At 37.0% G+C, this 24930-nt stretch carries 25 protein-coding genes; 7 read left to right on the top strand and 18 right to left on the bottom strand.

The genetic code is table 11. The features are described 5' to 3' along the window. Window position 1: 1 nt before the first annotated feature. The 5 genes from N7Z68_RS02875 to N7Z68_RS02855 form a co-directional block, all read right to left on the bottom strand. Window positions 2-856, bottom strand: a complete 855-nt coding sequence (locus tag N7Z68_RS02875) for a YitT family protein (RefSeq protein WP_275116949.1) — start codon at window positions 854-856, stop codon at window positions 2-4. 241 nt (window positions 857-1097) lie between these two features. Continuing rightward, on the bottom strand, window positions 1098-2216 hold the full coding sequence (gene ald, locus N7Z68_RS02870; RefSeq protein WP_275116948.1) for an alanine dehydrogenase: 1119 nt from the start codon (window positions 2214-2216) through the stop codon (window positions 1098-1100). Between the two features lie 137 nt (window positions 2217-2353). Further along, window positions 2354-2728, bottom strand: coding sequence for a hypothetical protein (locus N7Z68_RS02865; RefSeq protein WP_275116947.1), 375 nt, complete (start codon window positions 2726-2728; stop codon window positions 2354-2356). Between the two features lie 221 nt (window positions 2729-2949). Further along, window positions 2950-3708, bottom strand: coding sequence for an SDR family oxidoreductase (locus tag N7Z68_RS02860; protein ID WP_275116946.1), 759 nt, complete (start codon window positions 3706-3708; stop codon window positions 2950-2952). Between the two features lie 149 nt (window positions 3709-3857). Then, window positions 3858-4007 carry a hypothetical protein gene (locus N7Z68_RS02855; protein ID WP_275116945.1) on the bottom strand — a complete coding sequence of 50 codons (150 nt, stop codon included), beginning with the start codon at window positions 4005-4007 and terminating at the stop codon, window positions 3858-3860. A gap of 182 nt (window positions 4008-4189) precedes the next feature. On the opposite strand from N7Z68_RS02855, the gene N7Z68_RS02850 reads away from it, so the two are divergent. Then, window positions 4190-4630: a universal stress protein gene (locus N7Z68_RS02850; protein WP_275116944.1), complete on the top strand. Its 441-nt coding sequence runs from the start codon at window positions 4190-4192 to the stop codon at window positions 4628-4630. A 351-nt stretch (window positions 4631-4981) separates the two neighbouring features. Beyond that, window positions 4982-5779: an ATP-grasp domain-containing protein gene (locus N7Z68_RS02845; RefSeq protein WP_275116943.1), complete on the top strand. Its 798-nt coding sequence runs from the start codon at window positions 4982-4984 to the stop codon at window positions 5777-5779. Between the two features lie 93 nt (window positions 5780-5872). Here N7Z68_RS02845 and argH read toward each other — a convergent pair whose 3' ends face one another. Both argH and N7Z68_RS02835 read right to left on the bottom strand, forming a co-directional pair. Next, complete coding sequence (gene argH / locus N7Z68_RS02840) at window positions 5873-7252, bottom strand: argininosuccinate lyase (protein ID WP_275116942.1); 1380 nt, start codon at window positions 7250-7252, stop codon at window positions 5873-5875. After that, on the bottom strand, window positions 7249-8472 hold the full coding sequence (locus tag N7Z68_RS02835; RefSeq protein ID WP_275117359.1) for an argininosuccinate synthase: 1224 nt from the start codon (window positions 8470-8472) through the stop codon (window positions 7249-7251). Before N7Z68_RS02835 ends, argH begins: the two co-directional genes overlap by 4 nt. A gap of 265 nt (window positions 8473-8737) precedes the next feature. Between N7Z68_RS02835 and N7Z68_RS02830 the strand changes: the two genes are divergently transcribed. Next, window positions 8738-9052 carry a hypothetical protein gene (locus N7Z68_RS02830; RefSeq protein ID WP_275116941.1) on the top strand — a complete coding sequence of 105 codons (315 nt, stop codon included), beginning with the start codon at window positions 8738-8740 and terminating at the stop codon, window positions 9050-9052. Between the two features lie 122 nt (window positions 9053-9174). Here the strand turns inward: N7Z68_RS02830 and N7Z68_RS02825 are convergent, their stop codons facing one another. From N7Z68_RS02825 to N7Z68_RS02800, 6 genes are all read right to left on the bottom strand, one after another. Further along, window positions 9175-10635: an NADP-dependent isocitrate dehydrogenase gene (locus N7Z68_RS02825; protein ID WP_275116940.1), complete on the bottom strand. Its 1461-nt coding sequence runs from the start codon at window positions 10633-10635 to the stop codon at window positions 9175-9177. A 215-nt stretch (window positions 10636-10850) separates the two neighbouring features. Then, window positions 10851-11684 (bottom strand): EcsC family protein, encoded by an 834-nt coding sequence (locus tag N7Z68_RS02820; RefSeq protein ID WP_275116939.1) that lies wholly within the window; start codon window positions 11682-11684, stop codon window positions 10851-10853. Further along, window positions 11675-14128, bottom strand: coding sequence for an ATP-binding protein (locus N7Z68_RS02815; RefSeq protein ID WP_275116938.1), 2454 nt, complete (start codon window positions 14126-14128; stop codon window positions 11675-11677). Before N7Z68_RS02815 ends, N7Z68_RS02820 begins: the two co-directional genes overlap by 10 nt. A gap of 32 nt (window positions 14129-14160) precedes the next feature. Continuing rightward, a complete protein-coding gene (locus N7Z68_RS02810) occupies window positions 14161-15087 on the bottom strand; it encodes a 3'-5' exoribonuclease YhaM family protein (protein ID WP_275117358.1) in 927 nt (308 codons plus the stop codon). 344 nt (window positions 15088-15431) lie between these two features. After that, window positions 15432-16619, bottom strand: a complete 1188-nt coding sequence (locus N7Z68_RS02805; protein ID WP_275116937.1) for an acetate kinase — start codon at window positions 16617-16619, stop codon at window positions 15432-15434. A 513-nt stretch (window positions 16620-17132) separates the two neighbouring features. Next, entirely contained in the window at window positions 17133-18128 is a 996-nt protein-coding gene (locus tag N7Z68_RS02800) for a class I SAM-dependent methyltransferase (protein WP_275116936.1), read from the bottom strand. Between the two features lie 252 nt (window positions 18129-18380). On the opposite strand from N7Z68_RS02800, the gene N7Z68_RS02795 reads away from it, so the two are divergent. Together N7Z68_RS02795 and N7Z68_RS02790 are read left to right on the top strand one after the other, a co-directional pair. Further along, window positions 18381-19289 (top strand): nuclease-related domain-containing protein, encoded by a 909-nt coding sequence (locus tag N7Z68_RS02795; RefSeq protein ID WP_275116935.1) that lies wholly within the window; start codon window positions 18381-18383, stop codon window positions 19287-19289. A 33-nt stretch (window positions 19290-19322) separates the two neighbouring features. Beyond that, window positions 19323-19733 (top strand): hypothetical protein, encoded by a 411-nt coding sequence (locus N7Z68_RS02790; RefSeq protein ID WP_275116934.1) that lies wholly within the window; start codon window positions 19323-19325, stop codon window positions 19731-19733. Window positions 19734-19766: 33 nt separating this feature from the next. Here the strand turns inward: N7Z68_RS02790 and tpx are convergent, their stop codons facing one another. The 5 genes from tpx to sppA all read right to left on the bottom strand — a co-directional run bounded on the left by tpx (window position 19767) and on the right by sppA (window position 23302). Next, on the bottom strand, window positions 19767-20267 hold the full coding sequence (gene tpx / locus N7Z68_RS02785; RefSeq protein WP_275116933.1) for a thiol peroxidase: 501 nt from the start codon (window positions 20265-20267) through the stop codon (window positions 19767-19769). A gap of 214 nt (window positions 20268-20481) precedes the next feature. Continuing rightward, window positions 20482-20961 carry a GerW family sporulation protein gene (gene ytfJ, locus N7Z68_RS02780; RefSeq protein WP_275116932.1) on the bottom strand — a complete coding sequence of 160 codons (480 nt, stop codon included), beginning with the start codon at window positions 20959-20961 and terminating at the stop codon, window positions 20482-20484. A gap of 94 nt (window positions 20962-21055) precedes the next feature. Continuing rightward, the gene (locus N7Z68_RS02775) at window positions 21056-21712 is read right to left on the bottom strand and encodes a DUF2953 domain-containing protein (protein WP_275116931.1); all 657 of its coding nucleotides are present in this window, start codon (window positions 21710-21712) and stop codon (window positions 21056-21058) included. 92 nt (window positions 21713-21804) lie between these two features. Continuing rightward, window positions 21805-22293, bottom strand: coding sequence for an RDD family protein (locus N7Z68_RS02770; protein ID WP_275116930.1), 489 nt, complete (start codon window positions 22291-22293; stop codon window positions 21805-21807). 10 nt (window positions 22294-22303) lie between these two features. After that, window positions 22304-23302: a signal peptide peptidase SppA gene (gene sppA / locus N7Z68_RS02765; RefSeq protein WP_275116929.1), complete on the bottom strand. Its 999-nt coding sequence runs from the start codon at window positions 23300-23302 to the stop codon at window positions 22304-22306. A 159-nt stretch (window positions 23303-23461) separates the two neighbouring features. Between sppA and N7Z68_RS02760 the strand changes: the two genes are divergently transcribed. After that, complete coding sequence (locus N7Z68_RS02760; protein ID WP_275116928.1) at window positions 23462-24259, top strand: NAD kinase; 798 nt, start codon at window positions 23462-23464, stop codon at window positions 24257-24259. 316 nt (window positions 24260-24575) lie between these two features. Continuing rightward, entirely contained in the window at window positions 24576-24899 is a 324-nt protein-coding gene (locus N7Z68_RS02755; protein WP_275116927.1) for a transposase, read from the top strand. Window positions 24900-24930 lie beyond the last annotated feature (31 nt).

Raw genomic sequence — 24930 nt, 5'->3', positions numbered from 1 at the left:
TCTAATTTTTCGACGATTTTGAGTCCGGAAACACCTGCTTTCTCTTAATACCTTGAGTTTCCGTCACAAAGGACGCTTCCAACACAGCATTCGGATCGATCGTTAGCACAACTTCCTTTAGTTTCGGATACATAAAGCGGCTTGTAATACAATAAATGATAAGTCGTTCATCACCAGTATATCCACCTTGTCCATGAAGATAAGTAATTTGTACATCTAATTCTTTTAAGAGACTCTCCCCTACTTCATACGGACGGTCAGAAATAATCATTACCGATTTTCCTTGATTTAAACCATCCAACACAAAATCAATCATTTTTGAAACAATATAAAAAACAGCTATAGAAAACATCGCCTTTTCTAGTGTAAAAACAAAAGCAGCTGCTGTTAAAATAAGCGCATTAACAGCTAATAAAAACGTGCTGATTGGTATATGAAAGCGCCTTTGCATCCAAATCGCAATCATCTCTGTTCCGTCAACTGCACCACCGGATTTAACAACGAGTCCGATCCCAACTCCTAATAGAAGTCCACCGTAAAGGACAATTAAAACTTCCGAAGACGTGATTGCCGCCATTGGTGCTAACCACATCAGACCGAGTGTTGTGACAACATTGGCATAGACCGTCCGAATCACAAAACGTTTCCCCATAAAATTAGCGGCAAACAATAGCGTTGGAAGATTTAAGGCAATATAAACGGCCCAGATCGGAAAACCCCAAACGTAATTTACCATAATCGAAATCGCTGTTACTCCACCATCAACTAAACCATTTGGAGCTAGAATTAATTCAAGACCAACAGCAGTGATTAGAGAGCCAATTGTCAGCAGTAAATAATCAATTATTTTCTTCATTCGTTTCCCCTTTAATTTTTCTCTAACTCTATCTTAACATATGCCCTCTTTCTCTTTGATATCAAAGGCTTGTAAAATTTTTTGCAGAATTAAGAAAACTCGCCGATTGGCGAGCCTTAGAAGGTGATAGAAGAGTACTACTTATACCACCACTTCCAAATGAATTAATTTGCTGAAAATTAATACGTAACGTGGCAAAAAAAGCTAAAGAATATCCTCTTTAGCTCATTTTACTATATATTTACGTTTGAAGAAGTTCCAGTGCATTCTTGTATTCTACCCCTTGGGCTTCAGCAACCGCTTGATACGTTACATACCCATCTAGTGTATTAATTCCTTTGAGTAGTGCTGAATTATCGAGACAAGCTTGACGATATCCTTTGTTCGCTATTTGTGCAGCGAACGGGATAGTAACATTCGTTAAAGCAATCGTTGATGTTCGAGGTACTGCCCCTGGCATATTCGCCACTGCATAGTGTAAAACACCATGCTTTTCATATGTTGGATCATCGTGAGTCGTAATACGATCTGTCGTTTCAAATATTCCACCTTGATCAATCGCCACGTCAACTACGACAGAACCTGGTTGCATTGATTTAATCATTTCTTCCGTAACAAGACGCGGTGCCTTAGCGCCTGGAATAAGAACAGCTCCGATTACTAAATCCGAATCGCGAACTGCATCAGCAATATTCATTGGGTTAGACATCATTGTATTAATTTCTTTTCCGAAGATATCATCAAGCTGCCTTAATCGATCTGGACTTAAATCAAGGATCGTAACATTGGCACCTAGCCCAATCGCAATTTTCGCTGCGTTGGTCCCGACAATACCTCCTCCAATAATGGTAACTTTTCCGCGGCTAACTCCTGGAACTCCTGATAAAAGTGTTCCTTTTCCACCGTTCGGCTTTTCTAGAAATTGTGCACCGATTTGCGATGCCATTCTACCTGCCACTTCACTCATCGGAATAAGCAGAGGCAGTGAACCATTTGGCGGCTGTACCGTTTCATAGGCAATTCCAACAACTTTCCGGTCCATTAATGCTTGAGTTAACTGTCGTTCTGGAGCTAAATGTAAATAAGTAAATAAGATCTGGCCTTCATAAAAATAATCAAATTCCTCTGCAAGTGGTTCTTTGACTTTCATGACCATTTCTTGAGACCACGCTTCTTTTGCTGTATCAACGATCTTTGCCCCAGCATTTATATACTGTTCATCTGTAAAACCAGATCCGTTTCCAGCACCTCTTTGGATATAAACCTCATGGCCCAGGTTAACGAGTGTAATGACACCCGCAGGCGTCATCGCTACTCGGTTTTCATTATTTTTTATTTCAGTTGGAACACCAATTCTCAAAGTTTACACCTCATTTGTATTAGTTAATCATACATAATCTTTTATATCACCATTTTGGAAGAAGTCCCATTTTAGTCATTCCCAAATCTTTATTTCGCATTAATGAATGACGTCAATTACGGTTGAACTAAAAACAATTAATCTTTGTTCCATACCCACGTAAATAACTTTCCTTCACCGTTTATCATTCGTATATCGAGTCGCTCGATATCTTTGTAGCCGTTTTCCTTTAATTGTTTGACCATAAACTCCACTTTTGTGTCTTCACGAAGTTGAATGAGGGAAATCATTGCTTGTACCTCTTTTTCTGCCTCTTTCCCCCTTTTTATAACATTACCGGTTTCAAATTCGAATTTATCAGGGTTATCATATTCCCATTCATGTATAATCCCGTTTTCAATGACTGTAATACGAATAGCGAATTTATCCATAAGTTCCGACGCTAATCCAGTCGCTTGAAATGAGAAAAACACTGTTAGTAAAACCATTAAGAAGAATAGCCTTTTTTTCATGATGATCACCTCTAGTATTAAGGTGTTCAATTTATGGAAAATAATACATATCTTCTATTCGAAAATAACATTATTTCCTGCATTAATAACTTCTTAACTTGCAAAAAAGCCGAGGTGAAAATCACTAACCATTTTCACCTCGACCAGAATTCTTATAATTATATTGATTGAATTAACAACACACCAGAAACCCGGCCGTTAAGCTACGCTCACTTCACGAGTTATCTGTGGCTGTTAATAACATCTAAACCACCCGTGATCTCTAGTACTGTTCCAGTGATCATATCGGAATTATCTTGACAAAGGAAACTAATAGCTCTCGCAATATCTTCACCAGTCCCCGAACGACCAACTGGTGTCTTTTCATCAAAAAATTGGCGTGACTGTTCAATGGTTGCTTCTTTCATTTCACCTAGTATATTGCCTGGACAAACCATATTCACAGTTATGCCGTGTTCCGCTTCTTCGATTGCTAAGGTTTTCATCAATGATACGAGACCTACTTTTGCGGCAGCATAAGCTGAACGATAAATCCACCCTGGTGCATCGTTTGCTCCTTGAAACCCATAAGCAATAATCCGGCCAAACTTCTGTTGTCTCATTAATGGAATAACACCTTTTGCAATATGAAAAAAGGAACTCAAGTTACCCTCTACCATTTCATACCACTCGTCATCTGCGTAATCTACGAGCTTTTTCCGTTCAAAAATGTAAGGGCCGGCATTATGTATAAATATATCGATCTTGTTGAATTTTTGTATTGAAGATTGGATGAGTTCGTCTAAATCCGCTTTTTTCGTAACGTCAGCTCTTACAAATTGAAGCTGATCAGCTTTTGCTTCCCAGCGCTTTTTTAAATTCTCAACTGCACTTACATCGCTGCGGTAACTAACCGTTACGGAGTACCCTTCTTCTAATAATTGTTCAGTAACTTTTAGGCCAAGCCCTTTCGTACCTGCAGTAACAATCGCGTGTCGCATAAACGTCCCACCTTCCACCTATTGAAACCCGCTTCTATACTATTGATCATACAATGAAAGGGACATTAAGTAAAAAGGATTGCACTCTGTTTATATTAAGTTTACGTAAAAAGAAGGCTGACTCTAATTTGTCAGCCTCGTCACCCGTCTTATCCTTTAAGTTCTTCATTGTTTCGCTGTTGTCCATTTACTCGTTCATCTTCGGTTGTACCGACACGATAGGAATCCATGATTTGTTCTAATACCATCGTTTCGCCTTGTTCATCATAAATTGTACCCGTTAGCTTATGTTCTTTCATACGTCTACCCCCTTCTCTCGTCATTGAAACAAATTTATTATTTAACAATTCATGAACTTTTATTACCAGTTGTATTATTATTACAATGTTTTGATACAATGTTATTGTGGTAAACATAACAACAAGAGAAGCCACTTGGTTAAATTGTATATTCACAATTTATTTTAGGGGAGTAGATAGCAATGGAAAATAATTATACTAATGTTTTAGTAGCAGTAGATGGTTCTGAAGAAGCAAAATTAGCTTTAAATAAAGCTTTCACGATTGCAAAAAAAGAAAATGCTCATTTATTTATCGCACACGTAATTGACACTCGCACTTTTGCTACAGTTGAACAGTATGATCGTACAGTTGTCACTCGTGCAGAAAATTATGCAAAGGAACTGCTTGAAGAATATAAAGCAGAAGCTGAAAAGGCAGGAGTTACAAACATTACAACAGTACTTGATTTCGGGTCACCAAAAGTTAAAATCCCTAAAGATATCGCTAAAACACATGAAATTGACCTAATTATTACTGGAGCTACAGGTTTAAATGCTGTAGAGCGTATTTTAATTGGAAGTGTTTCTGAGTCTATTACAAGAAATTCTAAATGTGATGTGTTAATCGTTAGAAATCAATAGACATTTATAATATTAAATCAAAGAGGATGGCTCCTTTGCCATCCTCTTTTCTATGCAATCAACCTCGTAAACAAGACTTATTCATACAATGAAGCTGGGGATAGTTGACATTAAAAAAATTATCCTTTTTTTCCACTAAAAAAGTTGTTGAAATTCTTCCCCCAATCAGTAAAATTAGATTAGGTAAAAACGCTTTTTATTTTACTTCCGTAATTTTGTGCTTCCATACTCTTACTACAAAGACCTTAATAGTTTTTTGAATATTCAATAATTTATTCAAAATGGTTTTTATTTACGTAATGATCCGAAAATTTTGACAACAGAATATTGTTTAGGGAGAGAACTGAAGAAATGAAACATATTACATTTAACCCTTATCGTACGATAGGTATTAAAAATACTACCTATTTAAAGTCTGATTCTATGTTCAAACATATTGATCAAATCAAAGAGTCTGATTGGGTTTTGTTTCCTGAGTATTGGCAAGTCAATTCACTCGTTTACGGTTTAAATAAAAAGATTTTTCCTAGCGTTAACTCTTACCATTTAGGGCATGACAAGATTGAAATGACCCGTGCCTTACTTTCTATTTGTCCACAAAATGTGCCTTATACACTCATCTTACCTAATAATGAGTCGGGGTTTGAAACAGCTCTTAATGAAATGCCATTTCCGTTTATCGCTAAAGAAGTTAGAAATTCAATGGGGAAAGGTGTATATCTTATTAATGACGTCAGTGAGTTTCGTGAGTATGCATCTATTAGTAATGTATTATATGTACAAGAGCAACTCCCTATTGATCGTGATATGAGAATCGTCTATGTTGGTGATGATGTCATAGCTGCTTATTGGCGTGTTGGGAATGGAGAGAGCCACTTAAACAACGTTTCACAAGGTGGGGAAATCGTATTAGAACTTATCCCGAGAGAAGCTATTGATCTTGTAAAACATGTAGCTCAAACATTAGGAATTAACCATGCTGGCTTTGACGTTGCGATGGTTGGAGATCAATTTTATATATTTGAATTTAATATCCTATTTGGAAACGTTGGATTTCAAAAATTAGATATTTCTGTAGAAGATAAAATCGTAGAGTACATGCAAAAAGAAGATAGCAAATTAAATATAGATACGATGTTTGTTTCTTAAATTAGCCGTTAAAATCATAACTTACGAAGTCAAATAACATTAAAAAGGTAACGGAAAAACAAATTCCGTTACCTTTTTAACGTTATGATTATGTTATTTATTATTTAATAAGGACTCTGCTTTTTCTATAGCAAGTTGAACTTGAGCAAAGCCTGTACCACCAGCACTATTTCTTCGAGCAACTACTGTTTTTGGCTGCAACATTTCATAGATATCTTCTTCAAATAGTGAACTTGCTTCTTTATAGTCCGCAAAAGGCAAGTCTAGCAGGAAATGCCCTTTTTGAATACAATGAAGAACAAGTTTACCTACCACTTCATGAGCTTCACGGAATGGCATTCCTTTGCTGGCTAAATAATCAGCAAGCTCAGTAGCATTTGAGAAGTCAGAATGCGTTGCTTTTTCCATCACATCTGTATTAACGGTCATTGTCTCAATCATACCCGTAAAGATCTTTAGTGAACCTTTAACTGTTGTTACCGTATCAAACATGCCTTCTTTATCTTCTTGCATATCTTTGTTGTATGCAAGCGGCAGACCTTTTAGAATCGTTAACAAGGAGAATAAACTCCCGTAAACTCTTCCTGTTTTTCCTCGAATCAGTTCCGCCATATCCGGATTTTTCTTTTGCGGCATAATACTGCTTCCAGTTGCAAATGCGTCATCCAGTTCAATAAAACGAAACTCTTGCGAAGACCAAAGAATGATTTCCTCACAAAGTCTTGATAAGTGCATCATTAAAATTGAAGAACCGCTTAAGAATTCTAAAATGAAATCACGATCACTCACTGCATCTAGACTATTTTCATAAATTCCATCGAATCCTAATAATTCCGCACTGTAATCGCGATCGATCGGAAACGTAGTACCAGCTAACGCCCCTGCACCAAGTGGCGAGATGTTTACACGTTTTAAACCGTCTGCAAAACGATTATAGTCTCGCTCTAACATCCAGAAATAAGCCATTAAGTGATGGGCAAATGAAACTGGCTGCGCACGTTGTAGATGTGTATAACCTGGAATTAATGTCTCTACATGTTGTTTTCCTTGTTTGACTAATGCATTTTGTAAACTTTTAATTTCAGATAATATTTCTTCCATTTGTTTGCGCAAGTATAAATGCATATCTGTTGCTACTTGATCATTTCGACTTCTACCTGTATGAAGCTTACCACCGACTGGACCGATCTCATCGATTAAAAACTTTTCCACATTTAAGTGAATGTCTTCATTTTGAACAGAATATTCAAGTTCGCCGTTTTGAGCTTTTACTAAGATCTTCTTTAGACCTTCTGTAATTTTCTCCACTTCTTCTTCTGCTAAAATCCCACACTTACCGAGCATTTTAACGTGTGCAAGACTTCCTTCGATGTCTTCTTCTACGAGTAGTTGGTCGAAGCCAATAGAGGCGCCGAATTCATCGACCCACTCCTCGGCTGTTTTTGTAAATCGACCACCCCAAAGCTTACTCACAGTTTGACCCCCTTATTGCTGTTAACGTCCTTGTTTACTTTACTGCTTACTTTTGTTGGCAGGCCCCAAAGTTTAATAAATCCTACTGCTGCATTATGGTCAAACTCATCATCAGTAGAGTATGTTGCTAATTTCTCATCGTATAAAGAGTACTCCGATTTACGTCCTTCAACGATAGCATGCCCTTTAAATAGTTTTACGCGAACAACACCAGTAACATTCTTTTGAGTTTCTGCTAAGAATGCTTGAAGCGCAGGAGTTAATGAAGAGAACCATAATCCGTTGTAAATCAGTTCCGCTAGTTTTTGACTGATTACTGGTTTAAAGTGTGCTACATCTTTAGTTAATGTTAAATCTTCTAATTCTTTATGGGCTTTAATAAGTGTCATCGCACCTGGGCACTCATACACTTCACGAGATTTAATCCCTACTAGGCGGTTTTCAACATGGTCGATACGTCCAACCCCATGTTTACCTGCGATTTCGTTCAATTTTAAAATAAGTTCATGCAGTTCATACTTCGTTCCATCTAAAGAAACCGGCACACCTTGCTCAAAAGCAATTTCTAAGTACTCTGGCACATCAGGCGTTTTTTCAAGAGGTGCTGTCATTTCGTATGCACCTTCTGGTGGAGTTGCCCAAGGATCTTCTAGTACTCCACATTCGTTTGCACGTCCCCAAAGGTTTGCATCGACTGAATACGGATTATCTAAGTCAATTGGAATAGGAATGTTATTATTTTTTGCATATTCAATTTCTTCATCACGAGACCAGCCCCACTCACGAACTGGAGCAAGTACTTCTAAGTCTGGGTTTAACGCTTGAATAGAAACTTCGAAACGAACTTGGTCGTTCCCCTTACCAGTACAACCGTGAGCAACTGCGTCTGCCCCTACTTGCTCCGCAATTTCTACTAACTTTTTCGAAATTAATGGACGCGATAACGCTGAAACAAGCGGATATTTTTGCTCATATAATGTATGAGCTTGAAGTGCTGGTAATACAAATTCTTCTGCAAATTCTTTCTTCGCATCAATTGTATATGACTGAATAGCACCCACTTTAAGTGCTTTTTCTTTAATAAAATCTAAATCTTTACCTTCTCCAACATCTAACCCAACTGCAACAACATCGTATCCTTGATCGCTTAACCATTTAATTGCTACAGATGTATCTAATCCTCCAGAATATGCTAAAACCACTTTTTTCTTACTCATGATATTCCCTCCAATAATTTGTGAATATAAATTCTCTGTTTATAATTTTTATGCATTGATGTTTTAAAAAATAAGAGGATCTATCTCCTCTGCTGAATGAATAAACTTAAATGAAAACTAATTATTATTCATTACTTTATCAACTATCTTACTTTTTGGCAATAGGTTAATTTAAAAAAATGTATAATCTTTTTCTTTTTGCGTTTTCACTATCTATATGTTTAAATCTCAAAAAAGTTCATGTAAAATTACTATAGGGGGTGGAGAAGTGGATTATCAATTTATTTATGATGAGCGTTTAGGAATAAAGCTTCCCGACTTTGATAAAGACTGGGATGAATATACATTTTCTACACAAACAGAAATTTTACTTCAATGGGAAAAAATACGTGGAAGTATACCTGATAGAATTGCTGATTTAGAAGTATTAATTAATAAGAAGCAAGCTGCATTAAATAATGAAGAGAACTTTCAAAAGTCATGTGAGTTAAACAGTGAAATCTCAGAATTAGCTTCTATTATTAATGATTTATGGATTTGGTATCGTACCAATCAAAATATAAGTGATAAAATCCATCAATAAAGTGAAACTTTTTAAGAGGGATTTTTTTCATCGCCTCTGAAAATAAGTTGAAACTATCGGGGTGTTACCAGCGCTTCCCTCAAAAGCTTGAAGTGGGAAGCGCCAGTATAACGAGATAAACATTATTGACCTTGTCCTAAAGAGTATCCCTTTTCACCATTAAATGTATAAAGATTTTCGGTTTTTATACAATGTAGCCCTGCATCATCTATTCGTTGTAATAAATTTAGGATTTCTTTATTGGTTTTATCAGCATTTGCTTTAAATTGAAAACGGCATCTCCAATGATCTGTTGTAAAAGTTTCTGGAAACCCTCCTGGATAGACTTTTACTCCTCGATTAGTGATCACAATTAACTCCAAGTCCTCTCCAGTTACTGACTCTAATTGCTCTCCTAACTCGTCTGAGGTATACGTATTATTTAGTACAAAAACATCTACCCCGTCTAACTCTTGAATGACATCGGGCTTTACACGATCCTTCGCTAATGGAGACATTTCATACTTTATCTCATTTTTTTCTAACCCTACCTTATACATAACAGGAGCAAATGTCGTTGGGCTTTGACCTAACCGTTCAATTACAGCCTCTGCAAACTCAACTGTCCCAACAGATGGCCCGCCTTTTGCAATATCTGCTGTAAATATTCCGTCTTCTATTGTTTTTAACCAAGCATTGTGTATTTTCGTTGCTGCTTCTGCCTGCCCGATATGAACTAACATCATAATAGCTCCATGAAGTAAACCAGACGGATTAGCTATTCCTTTTCCTGCAATATCTGGAGCACTTCCGTGAATGGCTTCAAACATTGCTACATGGTCACCAATATTTGCCGACCCAGCAAGACCAACACTTCCAGTAATTTGAGCAGCTACATCGGAAGCGATATCGCCGTACAGGTTCGGCATCACGATTACATCAAACTCTTGCGGTGTATCCGCAATCTTTGCAATTCCAATATCTATAATCCAATGATCTGTTTCAATTTGTGGATATTCTTCAGCTATCTCATTAAATGTTTTATGAAATAGCCCATCCGTCAGCTTCATAATGTTGTCCTTGGTAAGACAAGTAACTTTCTTACGGTTGTTTTTCACCGCATATTCAAATGCATAACGTATAATTTTTTCACATCCAGGTTTCGTAATTAACTTTAAACATTGGACAACTTCTGGTGTATGTTGATGCTCAATACCTGCATATAGATCTTCTTCATTTTCTCTAACGATGATAAGGTTTACATCTGGATGTTTCGTTTTTACAAATGGATGATAAGAAATATTAGGACGAATATTAGCATATAACCCTAAAGTTTTTCGAATAGTAACATTCAAACTTTTATAGCCTCCACCTTGTGGAGTCGTAATTGGAGCCTTTAAGAACACTTTCGTTCTGCGTAGCGATTCCCATGCTTCGTTACTAATCCCGGCTGTTTCTCCCGATAAATACACTTTTTCTCCAATATCAATAAACTCTGGTTCAATCATTGCTCCTGCAAATTCAAGAATTTTTAAGGTAGCATCCATAATTTCAGGTCCTATTCCGTCTCCTCGGGCTACTGTAATCTGTCTTTTTTCACTCATAAATACACTCCTTCATTGAATAAGCGTCATAGTTGTTTCTATTAATTTGTGCCTAAACCTCAGGAATAATCAAAGTAAAAACGAAAACCTCACTCATAAAGTCCAATAAAATGTTTTTCTCGCCTGCGCGTGATTTTCTTTAAAAAGAAAATAGAAGAGATCTACTTTAATAAGTAAATCTCTTCACAAATAAGGTTGTTATAACTAATTTAACTTTAATTTCTTTCAAGTAATAATCGTTTCTGATAAAAGCGCTGTGCTACTTCAGTCACTTGTCTGGAAAACTGATAGTTCATCGTCGCTCCAAAAGCCATACCGATGAGCGGTACCCCTTGAATTAATTTTTTTCGCAGTAACATAATGACCATTACTTTAACTAATTGTCTTAACGGTTGCTGGATCCAAGAAATATCTGCAATTTCCTCATTTCCTGTATAAAACCACTCATCATAGTCTGCTGTCTGCACTTCAGCCCATAACGCATCCCATGCACCACCTTGTAAGTCCTTAGGAAGTGAGGCCACATGGAAAACTTTTAGCGCAATCATCATTTCGGATGGACGTTTTACATCATAACCGTAAGATAAGGCAATCAGTTGAATCGCTCGCATATTTATAGCGATCATTGCCGGCAGGTCTATTCCTAATAAAACAATTCCTCCCATACCAGAAACGCCGCCTTGCCCTAAAGACAGTAAGCGCTGCTTAGCCATTTGCTGTTTGGCCATAAAGTTAAGCTTTTCAATCGATAACTGTCTGATATCTTGAATGTCTTCAATTTCTCCATCAAACACTTTGGCTTGATCTAAAATTCTCTCTCGTGCCTCTTCATGAAATCGCGAGTTTTGGATCATCGCATGTAAATGGAAAAGAAAATTATCAATCGTATCTAAAACTTTCGAGCGTTTTTCTGTACCTAGTTGATCGAGACTCACATTCAGCCATTTTTGATACATCATTTCAAAATCTGTAGGATCATGTTCAAAAAAAGTTTGTTCCCAACGTTCTACTTCAAGTAACAAGCGTTCTTCTTGTACCTTTAAAGACACTCGCTTTGCCTCCTTTCGTTTGAACCATTTTTGCGAAACCATTGGACCATTTCATTTAATCGTAATTCAACTCGGTGATAGATCGTTCCTTCTGGATAGCCATGTATTGGATCGTACGCCCCTGCTTCATATCCCGTTAAAAGTTCAATGCCTTCTTGGATTGATTCAATTGCCCAAATGGAAAACTGACGATCTTTTACTGCCGTAACCACTTCTTCATCTAACATTAAATTTTTTACATTTTGTATCGGGATGATGACACCTTGTGTTCCTGTTAAGCCTCTTAACTTACATGTATAATAAAACCCTTCAATTTTTTCGTTTACCCCGCCAATTGGCTGTACTTCACCGAATTGGTTGACAGACCCTGTCACAGCAATTCCTTGGTTAATTGGCAGATCGGCCAAGGAAGATAGGATTCCATAAAGTTCTGTACTAGAAGCGCTGTCACCGTCTACCATATCATACGACTGTTCAAATGTAATGCTAGCAGCTAAAGGTAGCGGATGGTCTTTTGCAAATTCACCTTGCAAGTAACCTGATAAAATAAATAGTCCTTTGGAGTGAATAGGCCCGCTCAAGTAAGACTCACGGTCAATATTAATAATTCCTTTTGACCCAATATACGTTCTAGCTGTTATTTTATTCGGTTGACCAAACGTATAATTACCGGTACTTAATACAGATAGACCATTAATTTGGCCGACCTTCTCTCCTTCTGTTTCAATCATGATCGTTCCTTCTTCGATAGAGCCATTAATTTTTTCTTCGATTAAGTTTGAACGTTGCTTACGTTCTTTTAAGGCTTTATCGACATGAATTGCTGTCACAGACACAGCCTTTTCTAGTGTCGCCCAATAATTCGCCTCTACTAGCAACTCTGTGATTTCATGAAAACACGTCGTTAGTTTGTTTTGATTGTTACTTAATCGCGTACTATAATCAATGACTCTTCCAACAGCCTCTTTTGTATAATGTAATAAATTTTGAGTTTTACAATAAGTATGGATAAATGATGCATACTTCATACAATGTTCATCATTTCTTTCCATTTCCACATCAAAATCTACTTTTACTTTAAAGAACTTTTTAAAGTCTTCATCATAAGTAAAGAGAAGTCGGTAGATATCGATGGTCCCTATTAAAATCACCTTCATTTCAACGGGGATCGGCTCTGGTTTAAGCCCTGCAGAAACAACAGAATTACCGCTGTCCTCTAACAAATTCTCAATGCGCAATTCACCGGTTTTAAGCATGCGTTTTAATGCATTCCAAGAATACGGATTCGTTAGCAGATCTGACGCCTGAAGAATGATATATCCTCCATTAGCCAAATGAAACGCACCTGGCTTCATCATCGAAAAACTAGTCATCAATGATCCAAAGGCACTTTTAAAGTCAAACTTCCCAAATAAGTTCGTATATGTAGGATTGTTTTCGTGGATTACCGGTGCCCCTTTTACCTCACTATTATCTATAAACACATTCACATGGTAGCGAGAGTCGTCTTTCTTCTCATTTTTTTGTAATAAAGAAGCAAACAAGTCTTCTTCTTGATCCATATGTGAGTCAATCAAATCCTGCCAGTTTTTGATAATATCTTTTTCTAAACTCATTATATATTCAGCCAGTTTTTCTTGGCCTGGATATTTTTTTACTAACAGTTCAATATAAGGATGGATTGTCTCCAAGATCGTATTTTCTTCAAGGTCTTGAATACTTTTCTTTAAATCACGTTCTAATAGAGCTGTTCTTCGGTTAATCTCAGTCAAACGTTTATTAAGCTCTCTCGTCTTTTCAGCAATTTGTTGTTTTTGTTCATTGGATAGATTGCGATAGGTTTCTTCCGTGTGCGCTTCTCTATTTTCATCTAATGGAATTGCCATCAGGCTCGATGAATTTCGTTCAATCTGAAAATATTCATTGTAAGCTAAATCATCTAAGTCTTGCCACTGCAGGTTAATGGTTTCTTCGTAATATTGAATGATATCTACTTTCGATTGCTCAAAATCTTTACTAGAAAGCACCTTTTCAATCTCTTGCCGAACTTCCGTTATAAATTCTGAAATGTCTTTTTGAAAAATAACACCTTGTCCGGGCGGTAACGATATCGCAATCGGTTGATCCGAATGCGCAAAATTATAGACATAGATCCAGTCTGATGGTGTCGACTTCGTTGCAGCAACTTCTTTTACCTTTGATTTTGCAAACGTTGTTTTGCCAGTACCACTCGGCCCTACTAAAAATAAATTATAACCTTCTTGTTTGACAGTTAACCCAAAATCAATGGCTTGAACCGCCCTTTCTTGTCCGATCATTTCCCCTGTTAAACTGCCTGCATCTGCTGTCGTTTCGAACGGAAATTGGCTTGGATCCATACGATTCGTTAATTGATCATATGTTAACTTTTTTTTCTCTATTTTTTCTAGCGATACTCGGTTCATCTCTTGGTTCCCCCTCAGTTGTCAATCCAACTTTACTTTCGATTGGTATACATTCTTCTCTTAAACATCGGTGAAAAGGTCCAATCTTCATTCGCTTCATTTCCTATCATAAAGAGAGCATTCAATTGGTTATCTAGCTTATTAATATGTTGAAAAAATATAGCTTCTGCTGTTTTGCTGCTTACCCCGCTTTGCAGGCTGTCATTTACATGACTAGATAGGATACAATGCTTTACTGCTAAAACTTCGTGATCATCTGTCGAAATTCCTGCTTCTATGGCTCCTTCTAGTATCATTTCTATACTTAAAACAACATGACCAATTAATTCACCATTCGTTGTATAGTCTGGTACAACCGGATCAGTTAACGCTTTTGTTTTTCCGATATCATGTAAAATACAAACTGTCATAATGACATCTTTATTTAATTGCGGGTATACTTGCAAGAGTTGAGCTGAGACATGACAGAGTGTAACAATATGCTCAAGCAACCCGGCATAATAGGCATGATGATACTGCTTCGCTGCAGGAATGGTTGTTAATTTTTCACGGATCTCTTTCTTCCTTAACAGTGTCTTTACTAATTCTCGAAGCGTTTCACTGTCAATTTCTTCGATAAACATTCGTAACTCTTGCCATAAATCTTCACGTGGAATGTTCGCATGGTTTAATAAATCATTAATTTCAATTGCATCTTCTTCCGTTACTAAGCGAACCCGCTGGATCGTTAATTGACGCTGCCCGCGATAAAATGTAATCAGTCCATCGACTTTAATAAGCGCTCGTTTATGCAGCCATTCTTTTTCTTTTTCTGTTACATCCCATAATTTCGCTCGTATAATTCCATCCTTATTACTTAAAGTGAGAGATATATATTCGCTTCCATTCGTCGCAATGCTCGTTTCACGTTCTCTCACGATGAAATAGTCGACGATACGTTCTCCTTCTTGTTTGTTCATCCAAGTCAATTATGAACACTCTCCCAATAATTCTAAGTTACTTCCATTGTATGCGATCTAATTCGGGAATAAAAGGTTTTTACGTTGGGATGTAGAGGGAGCCTATTTGTAAGGACGAGAGTGATTAGATGGTAGTCAAATTTGAGGATTTATATGGAGCGTTTATTAGGTTTTACAAAAGCATTTTTCGTATACTTTGTTGCATTTGTTACGTTTTCGCTTCACACAAGGCGTTAAGCTTTTACGTGGCTCGATCCAGAAGCTAAGAGCAACATTCTTTAAGAAAAATGCAAAGAAAAAGAGGCTGACCATTTGGATAGGCCGCCTCTTTAAACTAAACAGTATTATTGTGCTAATCTTACTGTATCTCTAGCAATCATCACTTCTTCATTTGTCGGGATGATTAGCACTTTTACAGGAGAATGAGGATAATTAATAAATGCTTCTTTTCCTCGTACTTTATTTAATGTTGGATCCCAATACACACCCATGAACTCTAATCCACGAAGTACGCGTTCGCGAATGACATCACTATTTTCACCGATACCTGCTGTAAAGATGATCGCATCAACACCGTTCATACGCGCTGCATAAGAACCAATATATTTATGAATTCGTGAAGTAAACACTTCAAGAGCTAATTCTGCACGCTCATTACCGTTTTCCGCTTCTGTCTCAATATCACGAAGGTCACTTGAAAAACCAGAAACTCCAAGCATCCCACTGTTTTTATTTAATACGTCTAACACTTCTTGAGCTGTCTTGCCTGTCTTCTCCATAATGTACGGAATTAAGGCAGGGTCAATATTACCAGAACGAGTTCCCATCGTTACCCCTGCTAGAGGTGTAAAGCCCATCGATGTATCAATGGATTTCCCCCCATCAATCGCAGCAATACTTGCTCCATTTCCTAAATGACAAGAGATCAAACGAATTTGTTCTAGCGGCCGGTCAAGTAATTCTGATGCACGTTGCGATACATATTTGTGTGATGTCCCGTGGAAACCGTATTTACGAATGCCGTATTCTTTGTAGTAATCGTAAGGCAAACTATATAAAAATGATTTTTCCGGCATCGTTTGGTGGAAGGCTGTGTCAAACACACCAACAGCAGGTACATTCGGTAACACTTCTTTAAAAGCTTTGACTCCAACAATGTTAGCTGGGTTATGTAATGGTGCTAGTTCGGAAACTTCCTCAATTCCCGCTAATACTTCATCTGTTATTAAGACGGAGTCATTAAATTTTTCACCGCCGTGTACGATACGGTGACCAATACCTTCAATTTCATCTAATGACGAAATAATGCCAAGAGTTGTTAACTTATCAAGTAACATTTTTACAGCAAACGAATGGTCTGGGATATCTGTTGTTTCTTTTTTCTTATCACCGTCTACTTCGATTGTAAAAATACTGTCACCTAAACCTATTCTCTCAACGATACCTTTCGTTAACACTGTCTCTTCTGGCATTTCTAATAATTGAAACTTTAGTGAGGAACTACCTGCATTGATTGCTATTATCTTTGCCATTATTATGAACCGCTCCTTCTTTATTGTACTGAGTGGATAAATAAATCACACTCATATCTATAATCATGTATTACTTTTGGTCATGAGTTGTTGCTGTAAATCTAAATAATCATATGATGACCATACCTATTTAAACATTCAAATTCAGCATTTTCAACTACCTTTAGTAAAGTCTTTAAATTCAGAAATGAATACGCTTTAAAACTGTTAATAAACAGTAACCCATCACTTAATGTAACCGAATGGCAAGACTTTTATTTCCATTTTGGTAGCTTTGTTAATTTTTTGGCTTGAACGTAGCAGTAGTTATCCTTGCTAATTTACTTTTACCCGTTTGGTTGCGAAACATTATTGGGGTTACTTTTAGACAAACTAAAAGGCCCCTTGTTGTATTTGACTTAGGAGCCATGAAATTTCATGGTTCGTGAACATCAAATATTAAGGAAGCCTTTATTATTGTTCTTCAGGAATTTTTAATGGTTTACTAGGCAGCTGTTCCAGGTTTTGAAGGTTTTATGAAAGATTTAATTCCTCTTTAAACCAACGATCAATTTGCTTTAACATATCTGCCAATGCGTCTTGACGTGAAAAAGATGGCATTTCTGCGAGCAACGCTTGGCGTGGTTGAATTGCATCTGGTCCTTTTTTCTGCAAGATTAATATACTTTTTCCAGATTGAGCGTTTTTAAACATCGTCTGTGGCAATTGTAATAAACCTAAAATGATTGATTTTTCTTTAAGGTACGCATTAAGTGCAGGTGCTTGATCACTTTCAAATAGGAAGTTAGGAATTAGAAAAATGAGATAGCCATTTTCCTTTGTTAACTCCAATGATTTTTCAATCATTAAATGGTGTACAAACGACCGTCCTTCTTTCGCCTTCAACTCATAATTGGCAGCAATGTCATCGTTTGGATAATACCCTATTGGTAAATCCGATATCATTACATCTACAGGAGCCAAGCTTAACGGACGAATGCTGTCCTGATGATACAGTTCAATTTCTTGTTGCTGTAAATTTGCACTGACAAACGCTAAGTGTAGTAGTGTTTCATCCGCTTCTAATCCGTAGCTTTTGGATTTCTTCGGAAGCCCATTCATAACAGCCGTTAGTAAGTTTCCTGTTCCAACAGCTGGATCGCCTATTGTCACGTCTTTCATTTTGCTTGTCACTTTATTAACTAGATAACTGATAAAAACCGCTACAGTATCCGGCGTTAGAGCATGATTCGGTTGGGTCGCTTCTTTCATACCTTTTAGGACCGCCAACTGGAGCGCTTTTCGCACCTCTTCTTTATGTAAGGATTCTACATCGACTTGTTGTAAACGTTGTTCTAATTGCTTTTTAGTAGAAGAAGTGAGATCTTGTACGACTTCCCCTTGAAAAAAGTTTTCTCCTGCTTCTGCTAAAGCTTCTAGGTACGTAACGTCAAGCTCTTCTTTTAATAGTTCCGCACTCTCATCTAGTACTACGAAGAGTTTTTCTAAATTCGTTTTCGCTTCTAACACGATTTCTCCTCCGTTCTATTTTTTGTCCATTCGTATATTTTAGCAAAAACATTGAAATAATAAACCTTTTGTGGTGATTTTTTATTTATAACTTTATTTTAGATTGAGATTATATCACTATCTCACCTGACTCACTTTTCATAACCTAAAGGAAAAATTGTTTCTTCATTTACACCTATGAGTCAATTTTTACTTGTCATATAATCAATGCTTTCATATGATTAATTTAGAGTATTTTAAAGGAGGTGACACATGATTATTAAACCGCGTAGTGAGTCACTTGAACTAAAGGTTTTAAGGTGTTTGAATGTACGGACTACCCTTACAAAAAAAGAAAAGAATTACTTAACTAACCTTGAAAAGGGGCATATAGGAGAAGTGGCCTTTGATAAGTGGTTGAAGAACCTTTCACTGGAATGTATTGTTCTCCATGACATATTATTTGAGACTAACAATACGGTCTTTCAAATTGATACGTTATTGTTGACTGCAGATACACTATACATTTTTGAAGTGAAAAATTATGAAGGTGATTTTTATATTGAAAAAGATCTATGGTATACGCTTACTAAGTCTGAGATCAGCAATCCCTTGCTACAATTGAACCGAAGTCAATCGTTATTGAACCGTCTTCTAATTGAACATGGAATTCACGTTTCGGTTGTCCCCTATCTCATTTTTATCAATCCAAATTTTCACCTCTATCAAGCTCCACTGAATTCACCCATCATTTTCCCCACCCAATTAAACCGCTTTATCAACACAATGAACAACAAATCTTCAAAACTCAGCAAAAATCACTTTAACCTTGCCGAAAAGCTATTATCTATAAGACTTACTCAGTCCCCCTATTTACGCTTACCTGATTATAGTTATGAACAGATCAAGAAAGGTATAGTTTGCGGCTCATGTTCGTCCTTTATAACCGAATTCTCAGATGGTGTATTAATATGTAGCTGTGGTTTTAGAGAAGGTATCACTCCAGCAGTTATTCGTAGTGTAGAAGAATTCAAAGTCTTGTTTCCCGATAGAAAAATAACTACTAGCAATATTCAAGAGTGGTGTAACATAGTTCCATCCAGAAAAATTATTAATAAAATTCTTAGGACGCATTATAAACTAATGGGATATGGGAAGAGTTCCTATTATAGTGAATACTAAGAGACTTTCATTGATGTGATGGTGGTTTTTGGAATGATTTCTCCGGTTTCTGCTTTATTGCTTCCCGTTGCTAGTGTTATTGTTGGGTTCTTATCCTCTGGTTACGGCCCACTTCTTCCTGATACTGGTAATATCGAGTTCAGATCTTCTGCTTCTGACTCACTCATTCCTTATATTGGTAATATTAGGTTCTTAACTTCTGCTTCTGGCCCATTTATTCCTGATACTGGTAATATCGAGTTCGTATCTTCAGCTTCTGGCCCATTTATTCCTGATACTGGTAATATTGGGTTCGTATTTTCAGCATCTGGCCCATTTATTCCTGATACTGGTAATACTGAGTTCGTATCTTCAGTTTCCGGCTCATTTATTCCTGATACTGGTATTGTCGGGTGCATATCTTCTGATTCTGGCTCATTTCGCTTACAGCAAAAAAGAGGCTGACCAATTCAGCCTCTTCTGCATTAATGTTATTTATTATTGAGCTGCTTTTACAGCTTCGATTGCTGCTTCGTAGTTAGGATGGTTTGTTGCTTCGGAAACATATTCTACATATGTTACTTTATCGTTAGCATCAATAACAAACACAGCACGAGCTAATAAACGCAGCTCTTCGATTGCTACACCAAATGCTTTACCGAAAGATAAATCACGGTGGTCAGAAACCGTTTGAAGGTTTTCGATACCGGCTGCAGCGCACCAACGTTTTTGAGCAAACGGCAGGTCAACACTTACTGTTAGTACTTGTACATCACCTAGACCTGCTGCTTCTTCGTTAAAACGACGTGTTTGTTGGTCACAAACTCCAGTGTCAACAGATGGTACTACACTAATTAAACGTACTTTTCCTTTGCTGTCTGCTAATGTTACTGGAGATAAGTCGTTAGCAAGCACTGTGAAATCTGGTGCCGTGTCACCTGCGTTTACTTCGTTACCTAATAATGTTACTGGGTTACCTTTAAATGTTACGTTTGCCATAATAAATTTCCTCCCTAGTTATTAACATATGTACAGTGTTAATCATAATTTTTTTTAGCAAAATTTTCAACCTATTTGTATTTCGTTATCTTCTTAAAAATACCTGCATAAATAATTAGTTCGAATTTATTAAAACCATCTGCACAAAATGAATTGTAAAATATCACACAGAAAAAACGAAGGGTAAGATGGTTACCCTTCGTTTTCTAACTTTTTAAGTTAAACGATCTGGATCAATATCTTCTAACGTTGATGTCGTTGAAGTTGTTGTTGTAATTTTTGTTTCATCTTGGTTTTGGTTGTCACTACCACTGTTTACCATTTGTTGGATTTTTTCAACAACTTGTGGTGCAAAATCAAGAAGTTTTTCATATAAGTGCGTACTGCTGTCCAAATGAACCATTTTAACACCTGTTGAACTAACAACTAAGAAGGCGATTGGTGTAATGGAAACACCGCCCCCGCTACCTCCACCAAAAGGATGCAACGTTTCAGTTGTACCTGTAGCTGTTTTATGGTCAACTACGAATTCACTACCACCCGCAGCAAATCCGAAGCCGACTTTTGATATTGGCATAATGACACTGCCGTCAGGAGTCTCAACTGGGTCACCAACGATTGTATTTACATCAACCATTTCTTTTAAATTTTCCATAGCTGTTTTCATTAGGCCTTGAATAGGATGATCTGACATAATAAATACCTCCTGTCATTTTTGTTATATTTCTATTGTCCCCAATTATCAACCTTTTATATCTTAAGATTTGAATTATGTAGTTGTAATTGAGCTACGCCTTTTCCTCACTTGGTTTAAGTGATGCTGGCCGTCTTTTCCAGTGTCTTAATACAAGAAGACCCGCGATGATAGAATGTCCGATTCTAAAGGAAACTATACATTTTAAATCGGTTTGAGACAGGGTTTGTTGAAAATGAGGATTAATCGTTAGCTTCGGCATATTTCTCATTCTTGTGTAATTCGCAATTAAGCCGACAATCCCGCCTTTTACAGACCATGCCATTCCTGAAAGAAAGCCTGTTAAAGCTGCATCAGATACTCCAACATTTGTCGTCCACCTTAAATCCTTAACTGATACATGTTTCAGAAACCGGCGTACAATCTTATGGAACCCGACAACTTGCTGTAAAAAATCCTTTGCCCTTTCAAGTTCTCTCATGATCCTCTCAAATGTAATTTTTACTTTTTTCTCATCTTCTATTCCACCGATTTCTTGTTCTTCTTCTACAATTAAAGATGGAGAGTCTTTATCAATTTTGATTAACGGTGCTTTAAACGTATAAGAGAGAACTTTCCACATGCGGACACGCACCATTAGTTCATCGTCATCGCCATTATGATAATAGCTGATAAAGATCGTTAATTTTGTTATACAAATAATAAATAAGAGCAAAAAAATTATTAATATAACGAGAATGAAGATATTCATTCTAATCACCATTTCATTTTAAGATTATTAATAAGTCGTAACCTTTTCCATTATTGACCAAAGTAAAAAAAATAAACCTGTCGAATGACAGGTTATCTTTCTTCATGTATGACATAAGTGTCAGCAATGCGATCATGTAGCCCTTGTTTTGTTTGTGAAAAAGGAATGATCAAATAAAGCAACTTTAAAGGTAAAAAAGGATGGTGTAAATATCTGCCGATCACTTCTCGAAATACAGCCGTTTTCCATGAAAGACTATCGCCATTGGTTTGCACTACTTTTAGACCAAAAACTTGTTTCCCTAACGTTTGAGAAAACCACTTGGTCAACAGTGTGAAATATATAAATCCAACCAGCGTTGTTAAAGCCCCGGCAACTGAGAAAAACCAAATCGTTTCTCTTGTAAGGTCTAACCATCTCAAAACAGGGGTAATTAAAATTCCGTTGATACTAAAAATGATTATACTGTCTAACAAAAATGCCCATAGTCGCATCCAAAATCCAGCATAGCGGTATTCTCGTCCTGCATTATCGGTCACTTCAATTTGTTCTTCTTGTAATTCGTTATAGTTATTTTCCATAAACCTACTCCTACTTCGTATATAAATACATTAAGGACGGGGAATTTGTTTGTCGCAATAATTGCTGCAGTCCAAGTAAATCACCTTGATTTGTCGTTAACCTTTGTGCCGATAATTGCAGTAAATCATTAAAACCTACAGATGTCTCATATCTGATCACTCGTAAGTTTCCAAAGCCTAAATCTTCAATTAATGCATCAACTGTTTCTTCATAACTTCCAATTTCATCAACTAGATCTAGTTGTTTCGCTTGAGCGCCACTGTAAATTCGACCGTCAGCAATGTTTCTTACTTCAGCCTCAGGTAAACCTCTTCCTTCAACGATGACATTCACAAATTCATTATAGGCATCATCTATGATCGACTGAAGGATCTCTCTCTCATCATCTGTCATATCTCTTGTCGGTGACATAATGTCTTTAAATTCTCCACTTTTAATCGTCTGTTCTTTAATACCAATTTGTTCAGCCAATTCAGAAACATTGTACGACTGCATAATAACCCCTAAAGACCCGGTAATTGTCGAGGTATTTGCAAAGATTTTATCAGCCGGTGCCGCTATGTAATATCCACCAGAAGCAGCCATACTGCCCATGGAAACGTATATTTTTTTAAAGTACTCCTCTTGAATACTGCGGATTTTATCATACACCTCAGCACTTTCAACAACTCCGCCACCTGGCGAATTCACGCGAATAATAATTCCTTCTACATCTGGGTCTTTTCCAGCATGCTCGAGCATTTGTAAAAAAGTTCGATGCCGGTACCCTGGTGTTTGAAACAGTAATGAGCTGTCCTCTTGATCTTGAATTACACCATTGACATCCAGAACAACAATTTTTTCTTTTCTGTCTCCTTCCCGTATTGTTCGTTCCACCCACTTACGATCAACGCCGGTAAAAACTTCATCCCAATTCGTTGTTGTAGTTGCTGTCCTGAAGTTAATCGTTGTGGAAAGGATAAATAGTACTACAACTGCTAGCAACCCAAGCCATCTTTTTTTACTCATAATTCATAAACACCCCTATACATTAAATACATTGTTAAATTTTAGCATATTGTTTGAAATTATGAAACGAATGTACATTCAGAGAGATGACAATACTACGTATGAAAAAAATAATGTACCATAAGTAGGTAGTCTATTTTTGAAAGGAAGTTACATAATATGCCCAATCGTAAAAATCTTTTTTTCTTTTATAAAAGAACCCCAGAAATGGAGGAAAAAGTTTCTTCATTACGCGATTTAGCTCATCGACACGATTTTGAAATCGTTGATCAAGTTGACAAAGCCAACATCATTGTTTCTATCGGCGGTGACAATGCGTTTTTGCAAGCTTTACGAAAAACAAACTTTAAGGACGATTGCTTATACGTTGGAGTCAACACAGAGGACATTGGTTTCTATACCGATTTTACCATCCAAGAAGTAGATAAAATGATGGCTTCGATGAGTAGTGAAGAAGTAGAAGTAAGAAAATATTCAACCATTGAAGTAAAAATTGATGAAGAGAAGCCGTACTATTGTATAAATGAGTGCAGTATTCGCTCTAACGTAATCAAAACATTAGTTATCGAAGTTTTTATTGATAATGAAAACTTTGAAACATTTCGCGGTGACGGAATCATCGTTTCCACTCCTACAGGCAGTACAGCTTATAACAAGTCAGTTCGCGGAGCCATCGTAGATCCACGTCTCCCTTCCATGCAAGTAAGTGAAATTGCGTCTATTAATAATAACGACTACCGGACACTCGGAACTTCATTTTTATTGAGTAATACGCGAACATTAAAGCTTGAAATTGTGCAGGATGGAAATGACTTTCCGATTATCGGTTTAGATAACGAAGCGATGAGCATTCGTCACGCGAAACAATTAGAGATAAAAGTATCACCACGTCAAATTAAAGTATTAAAGTTAAAAAACAATTCATTCTGGGAAAAAGTTCAGCGGAAATTTCTTTAAATAATTAGAAATGCGGAAGGCGACAAGCACTGGAGGGTAAGTACCGCGCTCTTTGGGCACGTTGGATGGACCGACCGAAGCGACCTCGAGCGATGGCCAGCGGGAGGTACCGTTTTAGGAATAAATGGATAAGCTATCAACACAGGTAGTACTGCACAAAATTGTTTTAAAAATAAGCGGACTGAGAGGCCCTTATTTTAACGAAAACCACTATTTTTTAGGTTTTAGCGGACTCAGTGCAATTAGAATAAAAAGTGGACACCCCTTTAACGAACATCATTTTTGGATATGATGATAATAACAAGGAGGGGTTCCCATGGGTGAACATCGGCAAAGGTATAATGAAGAATTTAAGCGACAAACGGTTAAATTCGCACAAGAACAAAGACAAAGGAAAACAATGAGAGATATTGCACAGGAATTAGATATTCCGCTTAGTTGCTTACATCAGTGGATGACTCAATATCGTGAGTTTGAGAATGAACCTTTAGCAGCTGAAGAACGTAACCTTCAGTTAGAACAACAGCTACGTGATAAAGAGCGTCAATTGAAAGAAAAGGACCGCGAGCTAGCATCTACAAAAGAAGAATTAGCTATTGTAAAAAAGGCGGTGCACATCTTCAGCAGACCACGGCCATGAGGTTTGAGTTCATTGAGAAACATCGCTCCGA

The organism is Alkalihalobacterium chitinilyticum (assembly GCF_029028005.1).
Lineage (GTDB): Bacteria > Bacillota > Bacilli > Bacillales > Bacillaceae_F > Alkalihalobacterium > Alkalihalobacterium chitinilyticum.
This window is presented reverse-complemented; position numbering and strand designations above follow the sequence as displayed.

Excerpts from the sequence above, each read along its gene's own strand:
- N7Z68_RS02875 (WP_275116949.1), bottom strand. The coding sequence starts at position 856 with ATGAAGAAAATAATTGATTATTTACTGCTGACAATTGGCTCTCTAATC.
- N7Z68_RS02865 (WP_275116947.1), bottom strand. The coding sequence starts at position 2,728 with ATGAAAAAAAGGCTATTCTTCTTAATGGTTTTACTAACAGTGTTTTTC.
- N7Z68_RS02860 (WP_275116946.1), bottom strand. The coding sequence starts at position 3,708 with ATGCGACACGCGATTGTTACTGCAGGTACGAAAGGGCTTGGCCTAAAA.
- N7Z68_RS02855 (WP_275116945.1), bottom strand. The coding sequence starts at position 4,007 with ATGAAAGAACATAAGCTAACGGGTACAATTTATGATGAACAAGGCGAA.
- N7Z68_RS02850 (WP_275116944.1), top strand. The coding sequence starts at position 4,190 with ATGGAAAATAATTATACTAATGTTTTAGTAGCAGTAGATGGTTCTGAA.
- N7Z68_RS02845 (WP_275116943.1), top strand. The coding sequence starts at position 4,982 with ATGAAACATATTACATTTAACCCTTATCGTACGATAGGTATTAAAAAT.
- N7Z68_RS02825 (WP_275116940.1), bottom strand. The coding sequence starts at position 10,635 with ATGAGTGAAAAAAGACAGATTACAGTAGCCCGAGGAGACGGAATAGGA.
- N7Z68_RS02815 (WP_275116938.1), bottom strand. The coding sequence starts at position 14,128 with ATGAACCGAGTATCGCTAGAAAAAATAGAGAAAAAAAAGTTAACATAT.
- N7Z68_RS02810 (WP_275117358.1), bottom strand. The coding sequence starts at position 15,087 with ATGAACAAACAAGAAGGAGAACGTATCGTCGACTATTTCATCGTGAGA.
- N7Z68_RS02805 (WP_275116937.1), bottom strand. The coding sequence starts at position 16,619 with ATGGCAAAGATAATAGCAATCAATGCAGGTAGTTCCTCACTAAAGTTT.
- N7Z68_RS02795 (WP_275116935.1), top strand. The coding sequence starts at position 18,381 with ATGATTATTAAACCGCGTAGTGAGTCACTTGAACTAAAGGTTTTAAGG.
- N7Z68_RS02790 (WP_275116934.1), top strand. The coding sequence starts at position 19,323 with ATGATTTCTCCGGTTTCTGCTTTATTGCTTCCCGTTGCTAGTGTTATT.
- tpx (WP_275116933.1), bottom strand. The coding sequence starts at position 20,267 with ATGGCAAACGTAACATTTAAAGGTAACCCAGTAACATTATTAGGTAAC.
- ytfJ (WP_275116932.1), bottom strand. The coding sequence starts at position 20,961 with ATGTCAGATCATCCTATTCAAGGCCTAATGAAAACAGCTATGGAAAAT.
- N7Z68_RS02775 (WP_275116931.1), bottom strand. The coding sequence starts at position 21,712 with ATGAATATCTTCATTCTCGTTATATTAATAATTTTTTTGCTCTTATTT.
- N7Z68_RS02770 (WP_275116930.1), bottom strand. The coding sequence starts at position 22,293 with ATGGAAAATAACTATAACGAATTACAAGAAGAACAAATTGAAGTGACC.
- sppA (WP_275116929.1), bottom strand. The coding sequence starts at position 23,302 with ATGAGTAAAAAAAGATGGCTTGGGTTGCTAGCAGTTGTAGTACTATTT.
- N7Z68_RS02760 (WP_275116928.1), top strand. The coding sequence starts at position 23,462 with ATGCCCAATCGTAAAAATCTTTTTTTCTTTTATAAAAGAACCCCAGAA.
- N7Z68_RS02755 (WP_275116927.1), top strand. The coding sequence starts at position 24,576 with ATGGGTGAACATCGGCAAAGGTATAATGAAGAATTTAAGCGACAAACG.